This is a genomic window from Serratia rhizosphaerae, from assembly GCF_009817885.1.
GTDB classification, from domain to species: Bacteria; Pseudomonadota; Gammaproteobacteria; order Enterobacterales; family Enterobacteriaceae; genus Serratia_B; species Serratia_B rhizosphaerae.
Window position 1 is genome coordinate 3,182,180 of the sequence record NZ_CP041764.1, and the last position, 20,625, is coordinate 3,202,804.

19 protein-coding genes and 1 other RNA gene are annotated in these 20,625 nt (G+C 59.3%); 14 read left to right on the forward strand and 6 right to left on the reverse strand.

All coding sequences use genetic code 11. From position 1 onward, the window contains the following. The first annotated feature begins 3 nt into the window (after positions 1 to 3). Both FO014_RS14830 and FO014_RS14835 read left to right on the forward strand, forming a co-directional pair. The gene (locus tag FO014_RS14830; RefSeq protein ID WP_160030086.1) at positions 4 to 1,473 is read left to right on the forward strand and encodes an aldehyde dehydrogenase; all 1,470 of its coding nucleotides are present in this window, start codon (positions 4 to 6) and stop codon (positions 1,471 to 1,473) included. 50 nt (positions 1,474 to 1,523) lie between these two features. Then, positions 1,524 to 3,164, forward strand: coding sequence for a thiamine pyrophosphate-binding protein (locus FO014_RS14835; RefSeq protein WP_160031421.1), 1,641 nt, complete (start codon positions 1,524 to 1,526; stop codon positions 3,162 to 3,164). A 75-nt stretch (positions 3,165 to 3,239) separates the two neighbouring features. Here the strand turns inward: FO014_RS14835 and loiP are convergent, their stop codons facing one another. After that, positions 3,240 to 3,995, reverse strand: coding sequence for a metalloprotease LoiP (loiP, locus tag FO014_RS14840; protein WP_105232422.1), 756 nt, complete (start codon positions 3,993 to 3,995; stop codon positions 3,240 to 3,242). A gap of 238 nt (positions 3,996 to 4,233) precedes the next feature. Between loiP and tkt the strand changes: the two genes are divergently transcribed. Then, complete coding sequence (tkt, locus tag FO014_RS14845) at positions 4,234 to 6,228, forward strand: transketolase (RefSeq protein WP_160030087.1); 1,995 nt, start codon at positions 4,234 to 4,236, stop codon at positions 6,226 to 6,228. Positions 6,229 to 6,309: 81 nt separating this feature from the next. On the opposite strand, the gene FO014_RS14850 is transcribed toward tkt, so the two are convergent. Next, positions 6,310 to 6,642, reverse strand: coding sequence for a putative quinol monooxygenase (locus FO014_RS14850; RefSeq protein ID WP_105232420.1), 333 nt, complete (start codon positions 6,640 to 6,642; stop codon positions 6,310 to 6,312). A gap of 400 nt (positions 6,643 to 7,042) precedes the next feature. Between FO014_RS14850 and epd the strand changes: the two genes are divergently transcribed. From epd to FO014_RS14885, 7 genes are all read left to right on the forward strand, one after another. Next, complete coding sequence (epd, locus tag FO014_RS14855) at positions 7,043 to 8,059, forward strand: erythrose-4-phosphate dehydrogenase (RefSeq protein ID WP_160030088.1); 1,017 nt, start codon at positions 7,043 to 7,045, stop codon at positions 8,057 to 8,059. A gap of 110 nt (positions 8,060 to 8,169) precedes the next feature. Then, positions 8,170 to 9,333, forward strand: a complete 1,164-nt coding sequence (pgk, locus tag FO014_RS14860) for a phosphoglycerate kinase (RefSeq protein ID WP_105232418.1) — start codon at positions 8,170 to 8,172, stop codon at positions 9,331 to 9,333. Positions 9,334 to 9,498: 165 nt separating this feature from the next. Beyond that, positions 9,499 to 10,578, forward strand: coding sequence for a class II fructose-bisphosphate aldolase (gene fbaA / locus FO014_RS14865; protein ID WP_105232417.1), 1,080 nt, complete (start codon positions 9,499 to 9,501; stop codon positions 10,576 to 10,578). Positions 10,579 to 10,614: 36 nt separating this feature from the next. Continuing rightward, the gene (locus FO014_RS14870) at positions 10,615 to 10,791 is read left to right on the forward strand and encodes a hypothetical protein (RefSeq protein WP_158684836.1); all 177 of its coding nucleotides are present in this window, start codon (positions 10,615 to 10,617) and stop codon (positions 10,789 to 10,791) included. Positions 10,792 to 10,804: 13 nt separating this feature from the next. Next, positions 10,805 to 11,671, forward strand: a complete 867-nt coding sequence (gene mscS, locus FO014_RS14875; RefSeq protein WP_160030089.1) for a small-conductance mechanosensitive channel MscS — start codon at positions 10,805 to 10,807, stop codon at positions 11,669 to 11,671. Between the two features lie 276 nt (positions 11,672 to 11,947). Then, positions 11,948 to 12,562 carry an arginine exporter ArgO gene (argO, locus tag FO014_RS14880; RefSeq protein ID WP_105232415.1) on the forward strand — a complete coding sequence of 205 codons (615 nt, stop codon included), beginning with the start codon at positions 11,948 to 11,950 and terminating at the stop codon, positions 12,560 to 12,562. Positions 12,563 to 12,763: 201 nt separating this feature from the next. After that, complete coding sequence (locus tag FO014_RS14885) at positions 12,764 to 13,495, forward strand: oxidative stress defense protein (RefSeq protein WP_015673690.1); 732 nt, start codon at positions 12,764 to 12,766, stop codon at positions 13,493 to 13,495. Between the two features lie 253 nt (positions 13,496 to 13,748). Here the strand turns inward: FO014_RS14885 and FO014_RS14890 are convergent, their stop codons facing one another. Next, positions 13,749 to 14,642: a LysR family transcriptional regulator ArgP gene (locus FO014_RS14890; RefSeq protein WP_160030090.1), complete on the reverse strand. Its 894-nt coding sequence runs from the start codon at positions 14,640 to 14,642 to the stop codon at positions 13,749 to 13,751. A gap of 184 nt (positions 14,643 to 14,826) precedes the next feature. Here FO014_RS14890 and rpiA point away from each other — a divergent pair, with 184 nt between their 5' ends. Together rpiA and serA are read left to right on the forward strand one after the other, a co-directional pair. Beyond that, positions 14,827 to 15,483 (forward strand): ribose-5-phosphate isomerase RpiA, encoded by a 657-nt coding sequence (gene rpiA / locus FO014_RS14895; RefSeq protein ID WP_015673688.1) that lies wholly within the window; start codon positions 14,827 to 14,829, stop codon positions 15,481 to 15,483. A gap of 372 nt (positions 15,484 to 15,855) precedes the next feature. Then, positions 15,856 to 17,094, forward strand: a complete 1,239-nt coding sequence (gene serA, locus FO014_RS14900) for a phosphoglycerate dehydrogenase (RefSeq protein ID WP_160030091.1) — start codon at positions 15,856 to 15,858, stop codon at positions 17,092 to 17,094. Between the two features lie 49 nt (positions 17,095 to 17,143). Here the strand turns inward: serA and FO014_RS14905 are convergent, their stop codons facing one another. The 3 genes from FO014_RS14905 to zapA form a co-directional block, all read right to left on the reverse strand. Beyond that, positions 17,144 to 17,752 carry a 5-formyltetrahydrofolate cyclo-ligase gene (locus tag FO014_RS14905; protein WP_160031422.1) on the reverse strand — a complete coding sequence of 203 codons (609 nt, stop codon included), beginning with the start codon at positions 17,750 to 17,752 and terminating at the stop codon, positions 17,144 to 17,146. A gap of 52 nt (positions 17,753 to 17,804) precedes the next feature. After that, positions 17,805 to 17,986, reverse strand: a non-coding RNA gene (ssrS, locus tag FO014_RS14910) — 6S RNA. Between the two features lie 41 nt (positions 17,987 to 18,027). After that, positions 18,028 to 18,360 (reverse strand): cell division protein ZapA, encoded by a 333-nt coding sequence (zapA, locus tag FO014_RS14915; protein ID WP_160030092.1) that lies wholly within the window; start codon positions 18,358 to 18,360, stop codon positions 18,028 to 18,030. 321 nt (positions 18,361 to 18,681) lie between these two features. Here zapA and FO014_RS14920 point away from each other — a divergent pair, with 321 nt between their 5' ends. Together FO014_RS14920 and pepP are read left to right on the forward strand one after the other, a co-directional pair. Continuing rightward, entirely contained in the window at positions 18,682 to 19,260 is a 579-nt protein-coding gene (locus FO014_RS14920; RefSeq protein WP_105232410.1) for a YecA/YgfB family protein, read from the forward strand. Positions 19,261 to 19,310: 50 nt separating this feature from the next. After that, positions 19,311 to 20,624, forward strand: coding sequence for a Xaa-Pro aminopeptidase (gene pepP / locus FO014_RS14925; protein ID WP_160030093.1), 1,314 nt, complete (start codon positions 19,311 to 19,313; stop codon positions 20,622 to 20,624). The last annotated feature ends 1 nt before the right edge of the window (position 20,625 follow it).

A 20,625-nucleotide genomic window follows, 5' to 3' on the forward strand; every position in this document is an offset into this window, starting at 1 on the left:
AGTATGGCGATACAAAAGATTTTTCTGGCCGGGCGCTGGTGCGAAGGGCGCGGTGAGCCGATGCGCTCCACCTTCCCGGCCGACGGTTCGCTTAATGCGGAGCTGCGCGCCGCCGACGTGAATGACGTCAACGAAGCGGTTGAAGCGGCGGAGCGCGCCTGGCGTGACCCACAGTGGCGCGGCCTGGTGCCGCATCAGCGCGCGGCGATTTTATACCGCGTCAGCGATCTGATTAGCGAACGGCTGGAGACGCTGGCACAGCTGCAAACGCGCGACAACGGCAAACCGCTGGCGGAAACCCGCGGCCTGGTGGCCAGCGCGGCGGCCACCGCGCGCTATTTCGCCGCCGCCTGCGAAGTGCTGGAAGGGGAGTTGCCCACCCAGCGCAACCGCGAGGTGATGACGCTGAGCCAGTATCAGCCGCTGGGGGTGATCGCCGCCATTACGCCGTGGAACTCACCGATCGCCAGCGAAATGCAGAAAGTGGCGCCGGCGCTGGCGGCCGGCAACGCGGTGATCCTGAAGCCGGCGGAAGCCACGCCGCTGATGGCGCTGAAACTGGCGGAACTGTTTGAGCAGGCGGGTCTGCCCGCCGGCTTGCTCAGCGTGCTGCCGGGCAAAGGTTCGGTGATTGGCGAGGCGCTGGTGCGTCACCCGCTGGTGAAAAAGATTTCCTTTACCGGCGGCACCGGCACCGGCCGTCACCTGGCGCATATCGCCGCCGAAAAACTGATCCCCACTTCGCTGGAATTGGGAGGCAAGTCGCCGACCATCGTGCTGGAAGACGCCGATCTGGAACAGGCGGCGCGCGGTATTTGCTACGGCATTTTCAGCTCGGCCGGCCAGGCGTGCATCGCCGGTTCGCGGCTATTTGTGCACCGTTCACTGTATCAGCCGCTGCTGGCGCGGCTGTGCGAACTGGCGGGCGGGCTGCGTCTTGGCAACCCGCTGCAGCCGGGCGTGCATTTAGGGCCGCTGATTAATGACAAACACCGCCAGAGCGTGGCGGAATACGTTGCGCTGGCGCGGCAGGAGGGCGGTCGGGTACTGATCGGCGGCGAAGCGCCGGCGGATCCGCAGCTGGCGGACGGCAGCTATTACCTGCCGACCATCATTGACGGTTTGAATAATGACGCACGGGTCTGCCAGGAGGAGATCTTCGGGCCGGTGCTGGTGGCGATGCCGTTTGACGATGAACAGCAGCTGATCGCCATGGCCAACGATTCGGTCTACGGCCTGGCCGCCGGCATCTGGAGCCGCGATTTCCCGCGCGCCATGGCGCTGGCCGAGCAGCTGGAGACCGGCACCGTCTGGGTCAACACCTACAAAACATTCTCGATTTCCACGCCGTTCGGCGGCGTGAAACAGAGCGGCCTGGGACGGGAAAAAGGGTTGCACGGCATCAAGGCCTATATGCAACAGAAAAGCCTGTATCTGGCGCTGAGCCATCAGGTGAACCGCTGGAGCGACTGAGCGCGGCGCACGATGTATCCCTACGCATGACTATGATAAGAAGGCAGATGATGAGCGATAAAATAACGGTTGGTGAGGCGATAGCCCGGACTCTGGAGCAATACGCGGTGTCGGCGATGTACGGCATCATCTCGATTCATAATTTGCCGATCGCCGATGCCGTCGGACAGCGCGGCGCGATCCGCTTTGTGCCGGCGCGCGGCGAGGCGGGCGCGGTGACGATGGCCGACGCCCACGGTCGTTTCTCCGGGTTGGGCGTGGCGCTGACCAGCACCGGCGCCGGCGCCGGCAACGCGGTGGGCGCGATGATTGAGGCGCTGAACGCCAACACGCCGCTGCTGCACATCACCGGCCAGGTGGAAAAGGCGTATCTGGATGCCGACGCCGGCTTTATTCACGAAACCAAGGATCAGATGGGCTTTCTGCGCGCCTGTTCGAAGCGCGCCTACCGGGTCAACAGCGCCGAGCAGGCGGTGGCGGTGATTCAGCGGGCCATTCAGGAGGCGCAAACCGTGCCGTGCGGCCCGGTGGCGGTGGAGATCCCGATTGATATTCAGAGCAGCCTGGTCTCCCGCGCGGTGCTGACGCCGGCCATTGCTCCACCTGCCTTACCGGCGGCGGATACGGCGGCGGTCGAGCGTTTGTATCAGCGCCTGAAGGCCGCCAAGCGACCGCTGCTGTGGCTGGGCGGCGGCGCGCTGAGCTGTGAGGCGGCGGTGCGGCGGCTGGCGGACGCTGGCGTGGCGGTGATGTCCAGCACCCACGGCCGCGGTATTCTGCCGGACAGCCACCCGCGCAGCCTGCGCGCTTTCCATAATTCGCCGAGCGTGGAGCAGATCCTCAATCGCTGCGATCTGACGCTGGTGGCCGGTTCGCGCCTGCGCAGCAACGAAACCCGCACCTGGACGCTGCCGCTGCCGCGCCCGCTGGTGCAGATCGACATCGACCCGGCGGCGGCCAACCGCAACTATCTGGCGGATGAGCAGGTAAACGGCGACTGCGGCGCGCTGCTGACGGCGCTGGCGGCGCGTTTTGCACCGGGCGAGAAAGTGGACGCCGGATGGGACGCCGAGATAGCCGCTGCGGTGCAGCAGGCGGAGCAGGCGCTGCGCGAGCAGTCCGGCGAATATGCCAAGCTCAGCGACGCGATTGCCGCCGCCCTGCCGGATGACGGCCTGCTGGTGCGCGATATCACCGTGTCCGGCAGCGTGTGGGGCAGCCGTCTGTTCCGCGCCGTGGCGCCGCTGTGCAATATTCACTCGCTGGCCGGCGCCATCGGCATGGGGCTGCCGATGGCGATTGGCACCGCGCTTGCCAACCCGCAGCGTAAAGTTGTCGGGCTGGTGGGGGACGGCGGTCTGGCGCTGGGGCTGGGGGAGCTGGCGACCATGGCGCAGGAGCAGGCCAATATCACGCTGCTGATCATGAACGACGGTGGCTACGGCGTGATGCGCGGCATTCAGGATAAGTACTTCGCCGGCCGTCAGTACTACAACGAGCTGCATACCCCGGCGTTTACCCAGGTGGCGGAGGCGATGGGGCTGAAGGCCTGGAAGATTGACAGCGCCGCGCAGTTCGGCGGCGTGCTGGCGGAGGCGATCAACTACCCGGGGCCGTCGGTGGTGGAAGTGGATATGAAACAGGTCGGGCCGTTAACCTTTGCCGGGCCGCCGCAAAAGACGCTGTACTGAATCAACAACAGGGACGGCTTGCCGTCCCTGTTGTTGATAGCGATAAGCGGGGACTGAGCCCCGCCAATGGCCGGGTTACTTGCCTTCGGCGGCGATGCGATCGCGGATGTGCTGCGCGCGCGCTTCGGAGGACGGGTGATCGTCAAACATGCTGCTCTGACGCCCGGCTTCCATCTTGGCCAGTTTTTCGAAGCTGGTGGCCAGCCCGTTCGGGTTGATGCCGCGTTTCTTCAGCAGATCGAACGAGTAGTCGTCCGCTTCGCTCTCCTGCTTTTGGGAGAACTGGGCGCTGACCAGCTTCTCGCCGATATCCGCCAGCTGTGACTGCGACAGCGAGCCGATGATGCCGCCGGTCGAGGCCGCCGCGGTGCGCAGCGCGACCGTGCCGTACGCCACCTGCATCGCCTTGCGGGTATGGCCCAGCGCCACGTGGCCCATTTCATGGCCCAACACGCCTTCCACTTCGTTGTCGTTCATCATGTCCATCAGGCCGCTGTAGACGCGGATACATCCGTTGGCCATCGCCCAGGCGTTAACGTCTTTGGTGACGTATACCTTGTAGTTGGCCGGCGTGCCGTCAATATTATCGCCCAGCGCTGCCGCAATTTTGTTCAGGCGTTTGACGTAGCTGCTGTTGGCCGGCGCGATTTTTGCCTTGCTGTCCATCTCGACGCAGGATTTATCACTTAACGCTTTGACATCGTCGTTGCTCAGGGTCGCCGCCTGGAACGCCTGCGCGCCGGACTGCATCAGGGCGTTGGGATCAAGGCTTTGACAGCCGCTGACCAGGGTGGCAATGCCTAATGCAATCAAAGAGGTACGGATTTTCATGAAGCCATCTTCCTATGATAGTAACAAGGGAGTTTATACAAATGAGCAGAAACAATTTCGCTCGCAACAGCCTAGTGTACGACACTCGGCGGCAAAATAGTGTTATTCCGAAAATAGGGCCAATCGTGCTAATAAGTTGTGAACTCGCTCTCATTTACTATTAGGGATTGCCGTTCTTATGCCGAGTCTGAGAAAATGGCAAACTTGACTGCTTTTTTCATCCGACTTGGAGTAAAACATGTCCTCTCGTAAAGAGCTTGCCAACGCCATCCGCGCACTCAGCATGGACGCCGTACAAAAAGCAAAATCCGGTCACCCGGGCGCCCCTATGGGCATGGCCGATATCGCCGAAGTCCTGTGGCGCGACTACCTCAGCCACAACCCGACCAACCCGCACTGGGCCGACCGTGACCGCTTCGTCCTCTCCAACGGCCATGGCTCCATGTTGATTTACAGCCTCCTGCACCTCACCGGCTACGACCTGCCGATGCGCGAGCTGGAAAACTTCCGTCAGCTGCACTCCAAAACCCCGGGACACCCTGAATACGGCTACACCCCGGGCGTCGAGACCACCACCGGCCCGCTCGGGCAGGGCATCGCCAACGCCGTCGGTTTCGCCATCGCCGAACGCACCCTGGCCGCGCAGTTCAACCGCCCGGGCCATGACATCGTCGACCACAACACCTACGCCTTTATGGGCGACGGCTGCATGATGGAAGGCATCTCACACGAAGTCTGCTCCCTGGCCGGCACCCTCAAGCTCGGCAAGCTGACCGCCTTCTACGATGACAACGGCATCTCCATCGACGGCCACGTCGACGGCTGGTTCACCGACGACACCGCCAAGCGTTTCGAAGCCTACGGCTGGCACGTGGTGCGCGGCGTGGACGGCCACGACGCCGACGCCATCAAGGCGGCGATTGAGGAAGCCCGCAAGGTTACCGACAAGCCGTCCCTGCTGATGTGCAAGACCGTTATCGGCTTCGGCTCGCCGAACAAGGCCGGCACCCACGACTCCCACGGCGCGCCGCTGGGCGACGCCGAAGTGGCCGCCACCCGCGAGCAGCTGGGCTGGCACTACCCGCCGTTTGAAATCCCGCAGGACATCTATGCCCAGTGGGACGCCAAGGAAGCCGGTCAGGCGCGCGAAGCGGCCTGGAACGACAAGTTTGCCGCCTACGCCGCCGCCTTCCCGGAGCTGGCCGCCGAGTTCACCCGCCGCATGAGCGGCGAGCTGCCGGCCGACTGGCAGGCGCAGGCCAAGGCCTACGTCGAGCAGCTGCAGGCCAACCCGGCCAACATCGCCAGCCGCAAGGCGTCGCAGAACGCGCTGGAAGCCTACGGCAAACTGCTGCCGGAATTCCTCGGCGGCTCCGCCGACCTGGCGCCGAGCAACCTGACCATGTGGTCCGGCTCCAAAGCGCTGAACGAAGACCCGGCGGGCAACTACATCCACTACGGCGTGCGCGAGTTCGGCATGACCGCTATCACCAACGGCATCGCGCTGCACGGCGGCTTCCTGCCGTACTCGGCGACCTTCCTGATGTTTGTGGAATACGCGCGTAACGCGGTGCGCATGGCGGCGCTGATGAAGCTGCGCAACGTGTTCGTCTACACCCACGACTCCATCGGTCTGGGCGAAGACGGCCCGACCCACCAGCCGGTGGAGCAGCTGGCCAGCCTGCGGGTAACGCCGAACATGAGCACCTGGCGTCCGTGCGACCAGGTGGAGTCGGCGATTGCCTGGCAGTACGCCATCGAGCGCAACGACGGCCCGACGGCGCTGATTTTCTCGCGTCAGAACCTGGCGCAGCAGCCGCGTACGGCGGAGCAGCTGGCGAACGTGTATCGCGGCGCCTACGTGCTGCAGGACTGCGACGGCACGCCGGACGTTATCCTGATTGCCACCGGCTCGGAAGTGGAGCTGGCGGTCGAGGCGGCGGGTCAGCTGACGGCGGCGGGCCGCAAGGCGCGCGTGGTGTCGATGCCGTCGACCGACGCGTTCGACAAGCAGGATGCGGCCTACCGCGAGTCGGTGCTGCCGGCGGCGGTCACGGCGCGGGTGGCGATTGAAGCGGGCATTGCGGACTACTGGCTGAAATACACCGGGCTGAACGGCGCGGTGGTGGGCATGACCACCTTCGGTGAGTCGGCGCCGGCGGACCAGCTGTTCAAGGAGTTCGGCTTCACCGTGGAAAACGTGGTGGCGCAGGCGCAGGCATTGCTGAAGTAAGCGGCTGAAAGCAGCCATCAATAAAGGCGCCCTTGCGGCGCCTTTTTCGTAGAGATAACCGTATATTCGGCTATGGACTGATTACGCCTTGGATGGTTCCAGTTGGGTCAGTTTTTGCACGTTCAGGCTTTCCAATTTCCCATCCAGCGCTTCCAGGAAATCGTCGTGATAGCTCATCGCCACGTGTTCTTTCAGAGTCTGTTCTGACGTCCAGCGCTCAATAAACACGAAGGAAACTTTCCCCTGGTTCTGCAGATCGCGCACATCGGGAATTTCGCGTGTTTCATGCAGGTCATACTGCAGGCAGCCGGCCTCGTTGTGGGTCTGCGGCACCATCTTTCTGGCTGCGGTTCTGACGGCGTCAACGAATTCCGGCCGCGGGGTCAGGGTGGCGACAATCTTAACTTCACTCATTATTGGCTCCTTGTATATGCCCTGTAAATGTAGGGCGTATGGGAAAAGGCAGATGAAAAAGCGATCGGTGACATGCTGTGGCTAGTAAGCAAAAGTGTGCGCCAGATCATTTTATTACCGCAAAGTGTCCGCGAGTTGACAGACAAGGTGTCGGATCTGTTCCTTTTCAAAAAACTTTGGTTTATGCTCGGCTGAAGCGTTTCAGTTGGCACGATTGGCCGCTGAAAATGGCAGAGTGAGCGGTTATTTTTACATATATGGTTGGTGAATAATATTACGCAGCGATTCACAGCAGACGGTACGCTAAAGTATTCTATACAGATTAGCAGGATAACTCGTCAGCGCCACCCGTAATCCGGTGAATAGATCCGGCAGGGAGGGCCATTTAGCAGGAACAAGCATGACCATCCGCATAGCGATAAACGGCTTTGGCCGCATTGGCCGCAGCGTTTTACGCGCCCTGTATGAATCAGGACGACGCGCCGAAATTTCCGTAGTGGCGATCAACGAACTGGCGCATGCCGAAGGGATGGCCCACCTGCTGAAATATGACTCCAGCCACGGGCGCTTTGCCTGGGAGGTGCGTCAGGAGTGCGACGTACTGACGGTGGGCGACGACGCGATTCGTCTGCTGCATCAGCCGGCGCTGGAGCAGTTGCCGTGGGGCGAGCTGGGCGTGGATGTGGTGCTGGACTGCAGCGGCGTGTACGGCAGCCGCCAGGATGGCGAAGCCCATCTGGCGGCCGGCGCGAAGAAAGTGCTGTTTGCCCATCCCGGCGGTAACGATCTGGACGCTACCGTCGTATTCGGCGTCAACCACCAGACGCTGCGGGCGGAACATCGCATCGTCTCCAACGCCTCCTGTACCACCAACTGCATTATTCCGGTGATCAAGCTGCTGGACGATGCCTACAGCATCGAATCGGGTACGGTCACCACCATTCACTCGTCGATGAACGATCAGCCGGTGATAGACGCCTATCATACGGACCTGCGCCGGACGCGGGCGGCAAGCCAGTCGATCATTCCGGTCGATACCAAACTGGCCGCCGGCATCACCCGTATTTTTCCGCAGTTTTGCGATCGTTTTGAAGCGATCTCGGTGCGTGTGCCGACCATTAATGTCACGGCGATCGATCTTAGCGTCAGCGTGAGTTCGCAGGTGAAAGTGGCAGAGGTCAACCAGCTGCTGCAAAAGGCCGCACAGGGATCATTTCGTGGTATAGTTGACTATACGGAACTACCATTAGTCTCGATTGATTTTAACCATGACCCGCACAGCGCCATCGTCGACGGCACGCAGACGCGGGTCAGCGGACAGCACCTGATCAAGACCCTGGTCTGGTGCGATAACGAATGGGGCTTTGCCAACCGGATGTTGGATACCACCCGGGCAATGGCCGCAAGCGGTTTCTAGTACGGCGGCGCCGTTTGGCGCGGTCGTTTAAACCCGCAGGATTCCAGGCGACAGGTCTGAAAGAGGCGGGGATAGGCAACTTTTAAGAGAATCAACCAAGAGGGTTCACCATGTCTGTAATTAAGATGTCCGATCTGGATCTGGCAGGAAAACGCGTTCTTATCCGTTCTGACCTGAACGTACCAGTGAAAGACGGTAAAGTGACTTCCGATGCGCGTATCCGCGCTTCCCTGCCGACTATCGAAGCTGCGCTGAAACAGGGCGCGCGCGTGATGGTAACCTCCCACCTGGGCCGTCCTACCGAAGGCGAGTACAACGAAGAATTCTCTCTGCTGCCTGTCGTCAACTACCTGAAAGAGCACCTGAGCAACCCGGTGCGTCTGGCGAAAGACTACCTGGAAGGCGTTGACGTTGCCGAAGGCGAGCTGGTGGTGCTGGAAAACGTGCGCTTTAACAAAGGTGAGAAAAAGGACGACGAAACCCTGTCCAAAAAATATGCGGCGCTGTGCGACGTGTATGTGATGGACGCCTTCGGCACCGCACACCGTGCGCAGGCCTCTACCCACGGCGTTGGCAAATTCGCACCGGTCGCCTGTGCCGGTCCGCTGCTGTCCGCAGAGCTGGAAGCGCTGGGTAAAGCGCTGGGCAACCCGGCCCGTCCGATGGTCGCCATCGTCGGCGGCTCCAAGGTTTCCACCAAACTGACCGTCCTGGATTCCCTGTCTAAAATCGCCGATCAGCTGATCGTCGGCGGCGGCATCGCCAACACCTTCGTGGCGGCGCAGGGCAACAACGTAGGCCAGTCGCTGTATGAGCCTGATCTGATCGACAACGCCAAGAAACTGCTGGAAACCTGCGATATTCCGGTGCCGACCGATGTGCGCGTGGCGACCGAATTCTCTGAAACCGCAACGGCGACGGTCAAGCAGGCCAACGAAATTCAAGACAACGAGCAAATTCTGGATATGGGCGACGTTTCAGCCGAGCGTCTGGCCGTTATCCTGAAGAACGCCAAAACCATTCTGTGGAATGGCCCGGTTGGCGTATTCGAGTTCCCTAACTTCCGTAAGGGGACCGAAATCGTGGCGCGCGCCATTGCAGACAGCGATGCTTTCTCCATCGCTGGCGGCGGCGACACCCTGGCGGCGATTGACCTGTTCGATATCGCCGACAAAATTTCCTACATCTCCACCGGCGGCGGCGCGTTCCTGGAATTTGTTGAAGGGAAACAGCTGCCGGCGGTAGTGATGCTGGAAGAGCGAGCTAAGCAGTAATTCTGACAACGGGGGGCGCAAGCCGCCCGTTTGTTTTATTCCGCGCCGGTTGCGGCGCGGGGTAGAAACGATTTACATCCATCTACCCGATGACCCTTGGCCGGACGCCTGGCGTACGAACGGGGGAAAGAGGGTACAACGGCAGACGAAACGGGACAAAGTAACATGTCTAAAATTTTTGATTTCGTAAAACCGGGTGTCATCACTGGCGATGACGTTCAGAAAGTCTTTGCAGTCGCTAAAGAGAACAACTTTGCGCTGCCGGCGGTAAACTGCGTCGGCTCCGATTCCATCAACGCAGTACTGGAAGCCGCGGCTAAAGTACGTGCGCCGGTAATCGTGCAATTCTCCAACGGCGGCGCCGCGTTCATCGCCGGCAAGGGTCTGAAGACTGACGTTCCTCAGGGCGCAGCGATTCTGGGCGCTATCTCTGGTGCTTACCATGTGCATCAGATGGCTGAACATTACGGCGTGCCGGTTATCCTGCATACCGACCACTGCGCGAAAAAACTGCTGCCATGGATTGATGGCCTGCTGGACGCCGGTGAAAAACACTTTGCCGCTACCGGCAAGCCGCTGTTCTCTTCCCATATGATCGACCTGTCTGAAGAGTCGCTGGAAGAAAACATCGAGATCTGCTCCAAATACCTGGCGCGCATGGCTAAAATCGGCATGACGCTGGAAATCGAACTGGGCTGCACCGGCGGTGAAGAAGACGGCGTGGACAACAGCCATATGGACGCCTCTGCGCTGTACACCCAGCCGGAAGACGTGGCTTACGCGTACGAAAAACTGAACGCCATCAGCCCGCGCTTCACCATTGCTGCCTCGTTCGGCAACGTGCACGGCGTGTACAAGCCGGGCAACGTCAAGCTGACCCCGACCATCCTGCGTGATTCTCAGAAATTCGTTTCCGAGAAGTTCAACCTGCCGCACAACAGCCTGAACTTCGTGTTCCACGGCGGCTCCGGCTCCAGCGACGCAGAGATCAAAGAATCCGTCAGCTACGGCGTGATCAAAATGAACATCGATACCGATACCCAATGGGCGACCTGGGACGGCATCCTGCAGTACTACAAAGAAAATGAAGGTTATCTGCAAAGCCAGCTGGGTAACCCGAAAGGCGCCGATCAGCCGAACAAGAAATACTACGACCCACGTGTCTGGCTGCGCGCTGCGCAGTCAAGCATGGTGACGCGTCTGGAACAGGCCTTCAAGGATCTGAACGCGATAGACGTTCTGTAATCCCCGGCCGGTGCGCCATGAGCGCGCCCGTGTCTGATGCTGAAAGGCTCCCTCTGCGGGAGCCTTTATTTTTGGGGCGTATCCGATATTTTTGCCCAACTTTTGCTGGCAGAGTTGGCAACGCGCACCATTGTTGGTTACCCTTACCCGGTGGTTTCCGCATCGGTCAATGCGATGTATTTTTGCGATTTCTCCCGCTGGGAGCTTTTTTAATTAGGACGTTAGAATGGAAGATCTCAACGTAGTAAACGGTATTAATAATGCCAGCAGCTGGCTGGTAAAAAATCAGGATCTGCTGATTCAGTATGCGGTGAATATCGTCGCGGCTATCGCGATTCTGATCGTAGGTATGATCATTGCCCGCGTGGTCAGCAATGCGCTGAACCGGGTGATGAAAATGCGTGGTATTGACGCCACGGTTTCTGATTTCCTGTCGGCGATGGCGCGTTACTCCATTCTGGCCTTCACCTTTATTGCGGTGCTGGGACGCGTCGGCGTGCAGACCACCTCGGTGATTGCCGTACTGGGTGCCGCCGGTCTGGCGGTTGGCCTGGCGCTGCAGGGCTCGCTGTCCAACTTTGCCGCCGGCGTGCTGCTGGTAGCGTTCCGTCCGCTGCGTGCCGGTGAATACGTCGACCTCGGCGGCATTGCCGGCACCGTCGATCAGGTGCAGATTTTCTCCACCACGCTGCGTACCCCGGACAATAAAACCATCGTGGTGCCGAACGGCAAAATCATCGCCGGCAACATCACCAACTACTCCCGCGAGCCGAACCGCCGCGTGGATATCGTGGTGGGCGTCGCCTATAACGCCGATATCGACACGGTGAAAAAGGTGCTGAACGATGTGATCGCCGCTGACAAGCGCATCATGCACGATAAGGGTGTGACCGTACGTCTGAACGAAATGGCGCCGTCTTCCCTGAACTTCGTCACCCGTTCATGGACCACCAATGCGCAGTATTGGGATGTTTACTTCGATCTGATGGAAAACTTCAAGCGTGCGCTGGATGCCAACAATATCGGCATTCCGTTCCCGCAGATGGACGTTCATCTGTATCGTACCGACGGCACTTCCGCTAAAGCGGAATAATGCCGCAAGGGGGCTTGAGGTTGATGACAAGGTTGTCGGATGGCTCGAGATCCACGGGCCGGGCGCTGCGGCGGCTGATGCCGCTACGACCTCATCGTCACGCTCTCCCTAATCACTGACTTTGTCAGTACTCTGAGGGGCCGCAAGGCCCCTTTTTTCCCCTCCTGCCCGAGTCATTAATATCCTTAATGGCGAATTAGAATTATCAATTTCACCTAATAATAGCTTCCTCGTATGATGCGCTCGGTTAATCGACGTATCTGATGAGGACTTGCCATGCTTGCCGTTTTTCTACAGGGGTTTGCGCTTAGCGCCGCGATGATTTTGCCGCTGGGGCCGCAAAATGTGTTTGTGATGAATCAGGGGATCCGCCGGCAGTATCATCTGCTGGTGGCATCGCTGTGCGCGCTCAGCGATATTGCCCTGATCTGCGCCGGCATTTTCGGCGGCAGCGCGCTGCTGCACCGCTCGTCGCTGCTGCTGATGCTGGTTACCTGGGGCGGCGTCGCCTTTTTGCTATGGTACGGCTGGGGGGCATTTCGCACCGCCTTTAGCCGCCATATCGCTCTGGCCAGCGTGGCCGAACTGGCGCAGAGCCGCTGGCGTATTGTGGTGAGCATGCTGGCGGTCACCTGGCTGAATCCGCACGTCTATCTGGATACCTTTGTGGTGCTGGGCAGTCTGGGCAGCCAGTTCGCGCCGGAGGTGCGCTCCTGGTTCGCTTTCGGTGCGGTCAGCGCCTCTGCCGTCTGGTTTTTCGCGCTGGCGCTGCTGGCCGCCTGGCTGTCGCCGTATCTGAAGACGCCGCTGGCGCAGAGAATCATCAATATTCTGGTGGGGCTGGTGATGTGGGCCATCGCCGCGCAGCTGGCCTGGCACGGCATGCAATAAAGCCGCCGCTGGGGGCAGGATCATAATTTGGCACTAATCTGAATTAAAAAAACCGGACGATATGCTAGGGTTGATGGCAAGGAACTGATTATTCATTCCGGGTGATGACTGCGTAAATGATGGTAAATTGACTGTCGGCCGCGGTGAAATATCGGCATGAATAAGCAGGAATCAGAACAGCCTGTCATTTAAGGAGACACTGTGAAGCTAAAAGCATTGGCTATGGCCGCAATGGTTGGATTAGGAACGTTACCGATGGCGCTGCAGGCGGCGGAAGTGCCTGAAGGGCCGCACGTGGTGACCTCCGGGACGGCCAGCGTCGACGCCACCCCGGATATCGCAACGTTGGCGATTGAAGTCAGCGTATCCTCCAAGGATGCGTCGCAGGCAAAAAAACAGGTTGATGAACGCGTTGCGCAGTATTTCGACTTCCTGCAGAAAAACGGCATTGAGAAAAAAGATATCAGCGCCGCCAACCTGCGTACGCAGCCGGAATACGATTACCTGAAGAGCGGCGAGTCAGTGCTGAAAGGCTATCGTGCCGTGCGTCAGGTGCAGGTGACGCTGCGCAAGCTGGATAAACTGAATGAGCTGTTGGACGGCGCGCTGAAGTCCGGCCTGAATGAGATCCGCGCGGTGGAGCTGGGCGTGGCGAATCCGGACGAGTACCGGCAGAAGGCCCGTCAGCAGGCGATTGAGAATGCTACGCAGCAGGCGGCGTCGCTGGCCCAGGGCTTTAAAGCCAAGCTGGGGCCGGTGTACAGCATCCGCTACCACGTTGCCAACTATCAGCCGATGCCGGTTGCCCGTATGTATAAGGCTGCCAGCGCCGCGCCGGAAACCAGCGCCGCGCAGACTTACGAGCAGCAAAGCATTCACTTTGACGATCAGGTTGACGTGGTGTTTGAACTGCAGCGCGGCGGCGCGCAGTAAGCCGCAGATAGTACAGCAGGGCGCCTGAGGTTGATGACAACGTTGTCTGATAGTCTGAGATTTCCGGGCCTGGCGTAACGAGGGGCATTATGGGACGCATCCCTGCGTCCCACCCTACGGGCCAACCTGACGGTTGTTCAAATTTGCTCCCGGCAAATTTGTCCGGCGGCTAACGCCGCTACGACCCCATCGCCACGCTGTCCCTAATAGCACACGTTATCAGTAGTCTGAGGCGCCGGTCACGGCGCCTTTTTTAATCCTGGCGCAGAACCTGACGGCCGTGATCCAGCAGGGCGTCGGTCACTTTACGCATCATGCGGCTTTCCGGCGCGAAGCGGTGCCAGAACAGCATCCGGCGCTGGAGCAATCCCGGGGTTAAATCGACAAGTTCGCCGGACGCCAGCTCTTTCTCGATCTGCAGGTGCGGGATCATACAGCAGGTGGTGCCCTGGCGCGCCAGCTGCACGAAAGCCTCCGACGAGTTGACGATATGGCAGGGTACGCTGCCCGGCGAAAGATCGAAGTTTTGCTGCAGGAAGGCCTGATGCATGTCGTCCAGATGGTCGAAGGCGACCGCCGGCGCTTTCAGTAGCGCCGAGCGGGTGACGCCGTTCGGGAAATAACGTTCGGCAAAGCCCGGCGAGGCGACGAACAGGTAGTCCAGCGCACCGAGCTGATCGACCAGGCAACTGGGCAGCGGCTGCGGCTGAATACTGACCGCGCCGACCACCTCGCCGCGTCGCAGGCGCTCCTGGGTGCGGGTTTCATCTTCCACCTGCAGGTTCAGACGAATCGGCGAGTCGGCCAGCACCGGTTTTAACGCCGGCAGCAGCCAGGTTGCCAGACTGTCGGCGTTGACCGCCAGCGACAGCAGCAGCGGCGTATCGACACCGGTATCGTTGCCCAGCCACTCTTCCTCCAGCAGCTCCACCTGGTGCAGCAGCGCCAGCAGCTTTTGCCCCTGTTCGGTGGGGCGCGGCGGTACGGTACGGACCAGCAGCGGCTGGCCAAACAGATTTTCCAGCTGTTTGATGCGTTGAGATACAGCCGATTGGGTGATGCAGAGTTTTTGTGCCGCGCGTTCAAAGCCGCGTTCACGGATCACCGCGTCCAGCGCTTGTAGCGTTCTGTAGTCTGGGCGTTTCATCGGAGAGATATCCCTTAACGTTAATGGTTTCTGGCACTATACCTTAAATAGCGCCGCTTGCATCACAGCACAGGCGTGACGCTTGGCGCGCACGGGCCACAATTTGCGATCCATACCTGCATTCAGCGGGGCGATTTACCCTATAATACGCATACGTTTTCGTATATAGGCAATGGAAAATAGCATGACGCAGGATGAACTGAAAAAAGCGGTAGGCTGGGCGGCGCTGGAATACGTGAAGCCGGGCACCATCGTCGGCGTGGGCACCGGGTCGACCGCCGCCCACTTTATTGATGCGCTGGGGTCAATCAAGGATCAAATTGAAGGCGCGGTGTCCAGCTCCGACGCCTCCACCGCCAAGCTGAAAAGCCTCGGCATCCACGTATTCGACAGCAACGAAGTGGACTCGCTGGATATTTACGTCGACGGCGCGGACGAAATCAACGGCCATATGCAGATGATCAAGGGCGGCGGCGCAGCGCTGACGCGTGAAAAAATCATCGCCGCCATCGCCCGCAAGTTTATCTGCATCGTGGATGCCTCCAAACAGGTGGACGTGCTGGGCAAGTTCCCGCTGCCGGTGGAAGTGATCCCGATGGCGCGCTCCTACGTAGCGCGCGAACTGGTGAAGCTGGGCGGTCTGCCGGAGTATCGTCAGAATGTGGTCACCGATAACGGCAATGTGATTCTCGATGTGCACAACCTGAGCATCACCGACGCGGTGGCGCTGGAGAACAAAATTAACGGCATCGCCGGCGTGGTGACCGTCGGGCTGTTCGCCAACCGTGGCGCCGATGTGGCGTTGGTCGGCACGGCGGACGGCGTCAAAGTGGTCGAATAACCACCGGCTGTGTATGCAGGCTGCGCCGCCCGGCGCAGCCCGTTGCCGGCATAATTTTCAGCAGAAAACATCTTTTCTTTAATCCGCCAAATTTGGTGACATATGTCACATTCTCGTCATAACTTCGGTTAAGCTTCTGCCAAATTCTTCCTACATGGCATTTTCAACCAGAATTGCCCCTCTGAACTGCCCCTTGTACTGAAGGGTGGGCAATCGTTTGTATTGCCGCCCGCGTTATTTTTGTTATGTTGGTGGTCGAGCTGTTTTATCTCTTCCCGTCATCCGGCTGCCGGCAAGGTGGAAACCCTGCGGGGCGCCCGCGAGCGGAAGAGGGGACAGCCGCTTCTGAAGTCTGAACATAGGGTCGGGTAAATGGCAAAAGTATCATTGGAGAAAGACAGGATTAAATTCCTGTTAGTGGAAGGGGTTCATCAAAGCACGGTGGATAATCTGCGCGCTGCCGGTTATACCAACATTGAATATCACAAAGGTGCGTTAGACACCGAGTCACTCAAGGCATCGATCCGCGATGCTCATTTCATCGGCATCCGATCGCGCACGCATCTGAGCGAAGATATCTTCGCCGCGGCCGAGAAGCTGGTGGCGGTAGGCTGCTTCTGTATCGGCACCAACCAGGTGGATTTGAAAGCGGCGACCAAACGCGGCATCCCGGTGTTCAACGCACCTTTCTCCAATACCCGATCCGTTGCCGAAATGGTGCTGGGCGAGCTGCTGCTGATGCTGCGCGGCATCCCGTCGGCCAACGCCAAGGCGCACCGCGGCGTGTGGAACAAGCTGGCCATGGGCTCGTACGAGGCGCGCGGCAAGAAGCTGGGCATCATCGGCTACGGCCATATCGGCACTCAGCTGGGCATCCTGGCCGAAGGGCTGGGGATGAAAGTGTTCTTCTACGACATTGAGAACAAACTGCCGCTGGGCAACGCGCAGCAGGTGCGTCATCTGTCCGATCTGCTGAATATGAGCGACGTGGTGACCCTGCACGTGCCGGAAACGCCATCGACCAAAAACATGATGGGCAAGGACGAGATGGCGCTGATGAAGCCTGGCTCGATCCTGATCAACGCCTCCCGTGGCACCGTGGTGGATATCCCCGCGCTGTGCGAGGCTCTGTCCAGCAAACACCTGGCGGGCGCGGCGATTGACGTGTTCCCGGAAGAGCCGGCCACCAACAGCGATCCGTTCAATTCGCCGCTGTGCGAGTTTGACAATGTGATCCTGACGCCGCATATCGGCGGTTCTACCCAGGAAGCGCAGGAAAACATCGGCGATGAAGTGGCCGGTAAACTGGCGAAGTATTCCGATAACGGCTCCACGCTGTCGGCGGTTAACTTCCCGGAAGTGTCGCTGCCGGCGCACAGCCCGAACGCCAGCCGCCTGCTGCATATCCATGAAAACCGCCCCGGCGTGCTGACCCAGATTAACCAGATCTTTGCCGAAGAGGGCGTCAACATTGCCGCTCAGTATCTGCAGACCGGTCCGGAAATTGGTTATGTGGTCATTGATATTGAAGCGGAAACCGAACGCGCCGACGCGGCGCTGCAGCGAATGAAGGCCATCCCAGGCACCATTCGCGCGCGTCTGCTGTTCTGATTGGCGTTTTAACGCGGATTAAAGAGGCCGGGCTTGTCCCGGCCTTTTGCTATTGGGCGATTTGCCAGGCCCAGACTTTGGACGGGGTGACGATTTCCGGCAGCGGGATATCCCAGTGCTCGGTCGGGATGCCGTCCACCTGCTGGCAGTCGTGCGCCAGCCCTATCGGATAAGGGCCGCCGTGCTGCCACTGTTGCAGCGTGCGGTCATAGAAACCACCGCCCATGCCCAGACGCTGCCCCTGGCTGTCGAACGCGACCAGCGGCGCCAGAATGACCGCCAGCTGTGAGGTCGGCAACACGTTGCGCACGTCCAGTTCGGGTTCGAGGATGTTAAAACGGTTGGGACGCAGCACGCTGTCGGGGTGGTAGTGTAAAAACAGCAGGTTGCCCGCGCTGAACGGGTGCAGCACCGGCAGATAAACCCGTTTGCCCATATGCCACAGGCGCTCGATTAACGGGCGGGTATCCAGTTCGCCGTCAAAGGAAAGAAACGCCGCCACGCTGTCAGCCGCAATAATACGCGGATGAGAAGCGATGCGTTCGGCGGTTTGCCGGGCGAAAGTATGCTGTTGCTGCGCGGAAAGCGCACGGCGTCGCTGACGGATTTGCTGACGGATGTCTTGCCGCTGTTTGGCGAACTGAGGTTGGAAATGCATCATGGGCATGATCGCATAGCGCGTTAAAGGTCGCGTAAACCTGATAAAAGGGGGAATCTCCGAGATGCCGTCGCAGGCTGTAACCCTTGAACCCGAGGTTCAAGGTGAACGTACCGTCGCAATCTTAAGGCTTCTCGACAAGCGAGCATGCTCACCGATCGCGGAGCAATACATTCTGTTTGTACTAAATATCGGCTCAGGGGACTGGCCCGCTGGCAAACATCTCAGAGAAATTTTGTACTCATTGCCGAACCGTTAGCGTTCAGCAACTTATGTTATTCGAATTGTGCATCATCCTGGCGGTCAGAGATGCGACCTTGCTCAAGCAGCGCCTGTTCAATGGTCTGTTGCAGCATACGGATGCGTTGTTCCATATTGGACGCATAATCACGTGTTTTCAAGCGTTCTTGCGCAAGTTCGTGACAAACATTCAACGCGGCAATGAAAACCAGCTGTTCAGTATTTGTGACTCTAGTGCGAACTTTGAGATCTTGCAACCGCTGGTTAAGATCGTCCGCCGCCATGTTCAACGCATCTTGTTGTTCTGGCGGGCAATTAACCCTTAACGAACGGCCAAAAATTTGAATATCTACTGGTTGTGCAGACATGCCACCTTCCTGCCTAAATTTCGCGCCGGCTCCGGTCTATCGAAGCGGGGCGCCACTATATATACCTCGGTACCAAGATACAACCCCTTAAAACACGGCGTTTTATCCCGTGGTTATTCAGTAACCTGATGATAATCTACTGTGCGTCGCGCCGGCAGTCAAAAAAATAGCCAGGCTGCTGCGAACGCTGTCGTTATCCCGGCCAACCCTGACCACAGACGGATTGTCACCAGCCACTGAAGGGGCGTGCTTATCTGGTGTAACCACGAGCCTTGGTGGTAGCATAACACGAACTTATCCTGCCAACGATGACGAATACGCATGTCTATACAGAATACATACCCAAATTACTTCACCTTGTCCGCCGCCCTGAACCAGCAGGCGGTGGCGCTCACCGCCGCTGAAATGCACGGTTTAATCAGCGGCTTGCTGTGCGGCGGTAATAATGACGCCAGCTGGCGCACGCTGGTGCACGACCTGACCAATGAAGGCGTGGCGTTCCCTCAGGCGCTGAGCCAGCCGCTGCAGCAGGTGTATGATCTGATTCATGAGACGCTGAGCGATGATGAATTTATGTTCCAGCTGATGCTGCCCGAAGGCGAGGCGGTTACGGTGTTCGAACGCGCTGATGCTCTGTCCGGCTGGGTCAATCACTTCCTGCTGGGCCTCGGCATGATGCAGCCGAAGCTGGCGCAGGTGAAAGACGAGGTTGGCGAAGCCATTGACGATCTGCGCAGCATCGCGCAGCTGGGCTACGACGAAGACGAAGACCAGGAAGAGCTGGAGCAGTCGCTGGAAGAAGTAGCGGAATACGTCCGTATGGCGGCAATCCTTTGCTATAACGAATTCAACCGCCGTAAACCGACCGCGGTGGAAAACGTCAAACCTACATTGCACTAAAGATTCGTATCGACCGTGCGCTTCGGCCGACTTGATTTCAGGAGAAGGACATGACTCAGCAGGAATTTCAGAACCGCCGCCAGGCGCTGTTGGCGAAAATGGCGCCGGGCAGCGCGGCGGTGATCTTTGCCGCGCCGGAAGCAACGCGCAGTGCAGATTCAGAATATCCTTACCGCCAGAACAGTGATTTTTGGTATCTGACCGGTTTTAACGAGCCGGAAGCGGTGTTGATTCTGATCAAGAGCGATGAAACGCACAGTCATAGCGTATTGTTCAACCGGGTGCGCGATCTGACGGCTGAAATCTGGTTTGGCCGTCGTCTGGGGCAGGAAGCGGCGCCCGCAAGGCTGGGTGTCGATCGTGCGCTGCCGTTTGATGAAATCGATGAACAGCTGCATCTGCTGCTTAACGGCCTGGATGTGGTGTATCACGCGCAGGGCGAATATGCCTATGCGGACCGGATCCTCTACGCCGCGCTGGATAAGCTGCGCAAGGGCTTTCGCCAGAACTTCCAGGCGCCGGCCACCGTCACCGACTGGCGGCCGTGGCTGCATGACATGCGGCTGTTTAAATCGGCCGAAGAGCTGGCGGTAATGCGCCGCGCCGGGGAAATCAGCGCGCTGGCGCACACCCGCGCGATGGAAAAATGCCGGCCGGGCATGTTCGAATATCAGCTGGAGGCGGAGATTCATCACGAGTTTACCCGCCTCGGCGCCCGCTACCCGTCGTATAACACCATCGTTGGCAGCGGTGAAAATGGCTGCATTTTGCATTACACCGAAAATGAAAGTGAGATGCGCGACGGCGATCTGGTGCTGATCGACGCCGGCTGTGAATATCAGGGCTATGCGGGCGATATTACCCGCACTTTCCCGGTCAACGGCAAATTCAGCGCGCCGCAGCGGGCGGTGTACGACATTGTGCTGGCGTCTCTCAACAAGGCGCTGGCGCTGTTCCGGCCGGGCACCAGCATCGGCGAAGTGAATGCGGAAGTGGTGCGTATTATGGTCACCGGTCTGGTGGAGCTGGGCGTGATGAAAGGCGAGGTTGAACAGCTGATTGCCGAACAGGCGCACCGCCAGTTCTTTATGCATGGCCTGAGCCACTGGCTGGGGCTGGATGTGCACGACGTCGGTCATTACGGTTCGCCAAACCGCGACCGGGTGCTGGAGCCGGGCATGGTGCTGACGGTGGAGCCGGGGCTGTATATCGCGCCGGATGCCGATGTGCCGGAAGCCTATCGTGGCATCGGCATCCGTATTGAGGACGATATCCTGATTACGCCGGACGGCAACGAGAACCTGACCGCCAGCGTAGTGAAAGACGCCGATGCGATTGAAGCGTTGATGGCGGCGGCAAGATAAG

Excerpts from the sequence above, each read along its gene's own strand:
- mscS (WP_160030089.1), top strand. The coding sequence starts at position 10,805 with ATGGAAGATCTCAACGTAGTAAACGGTATTAATAATGCCAGCAGCTGG.
- pepP (WP_160030093.1), top strand. The coding sequence starts at position 19,311 with ATGACTCAGCAGGAATTTCAGAACCGCCGCCAGGCGCTGTTGGCGAAA.
- pgk (WP_105232418.1), top strand. The coding sequence starts at position 8,170 with ATGTCTGTAATTAAGATGTCCGATCTGGATCTGGCAGGAAAACGCGTT.
- tkt (WP_160030087.1), top strand. The coding sequence starts at position 4,234 with ATGTCCTCTCGTAAAGAGCTTGCCAACGCCATCCGCGCACTCAGCATG.
- loiP (WP_105232422.1), bottom strand. The coding sequence starts at position 3,995 with ATGAAAATCCGTACCTCTTTGATTGCATTAGGCATTGCCACCCTGGTC.
- fbaA (WP_105232417.1), top strand. The coding sequence starts at position 9,499 with ATGTCTAAAATTTTTGATTTCGTAAAACCGGGTGTCATCACTGGCGAT.
- FO014_RS14870 (WP_158684836.1), top strand. The coding sequence starts at position 10,615 with ATGCTGAAAGGCTCCCTCTGCGGGAGCCTTTATTTTTGGGGCGTATCC.
- argO (WP_105232415.1), top strand. The coding sequence starts at position 11,948 with ATGCTTGCCGTTTTTCTACAGGGGTTTGCGCTTAGCGCCGCGATGATT.
- FO014_RS14920 (WP_105232410.1), top strand. The coding sequence starts at position 18,682 with ATGTCTATACAGAATACATACCCAAATTACTTCACCTTGTCCGCCGCC.
- epd (WP_160030088.1), top strand. The coding sequence starts at position 7,043 with ATGACCATCCGCATAGCGATAAACGGCTTTGGCCGCATTGGCCGCAGC.
- serA (WP_160030091.1), top strand. The coding sequence starts at position 15,856 with ATGGCAAAAGTATCATTGGAGAAAGACAGGATTAAATTCCTGTTAGTG.
- FO014_RS14835 (WP_160031421.1), top strand. The coding sequence starts at position 1,524 with ATGAGCGATAAAATAACGGTTGGTGAGGCGATAGCCCGGACTCTGGAG.
- FO014_RS14830 (WP_160030086.1), top strand. The coding sequence starts at position 4 with ATGGCGATACAAAAGATTTTTCTGGCCGGGCGCTGGTGCGAAGGGCGC.
- zapA (WP_160030092.1), bottom strand. The coding sequence starts at position 18,360 with ATGTCTGCACAACCAGTAGATATTCAAATTTTTGGCCGTTCGTTAAGG.
- FO014_RS14850 (WP_105232420.1), bottom strand. The coding sequence starts at position 6,642 with ATGAGTGAAGTTAAGATTGTCGCCACCCTGACCCCGCGGCCGGAATTC.
- rpiA (WP_015673688.1), top strand. The coding sequence starts at position 14,827 with ATGACGCAGGATGAACTGAAAAAAGCGGTAGGCTGGGCGGCGCTGGAA.
- FO014_RS14890 (WP_160030090.1), bottom strand. The coding sequence starts at position 14,642 with ATGAAACGCCCAGACTACAGAACGCTACAAGCGCTGGACGCGGTGATC.
- FO014_RS14905 (WP_160031422.1), bottom strand. The coding sequence starts at position 17,752 with ATGCATTTCCAACCTCAGTTCGCCAAACAGCGGCAAGACATCCGTCAG.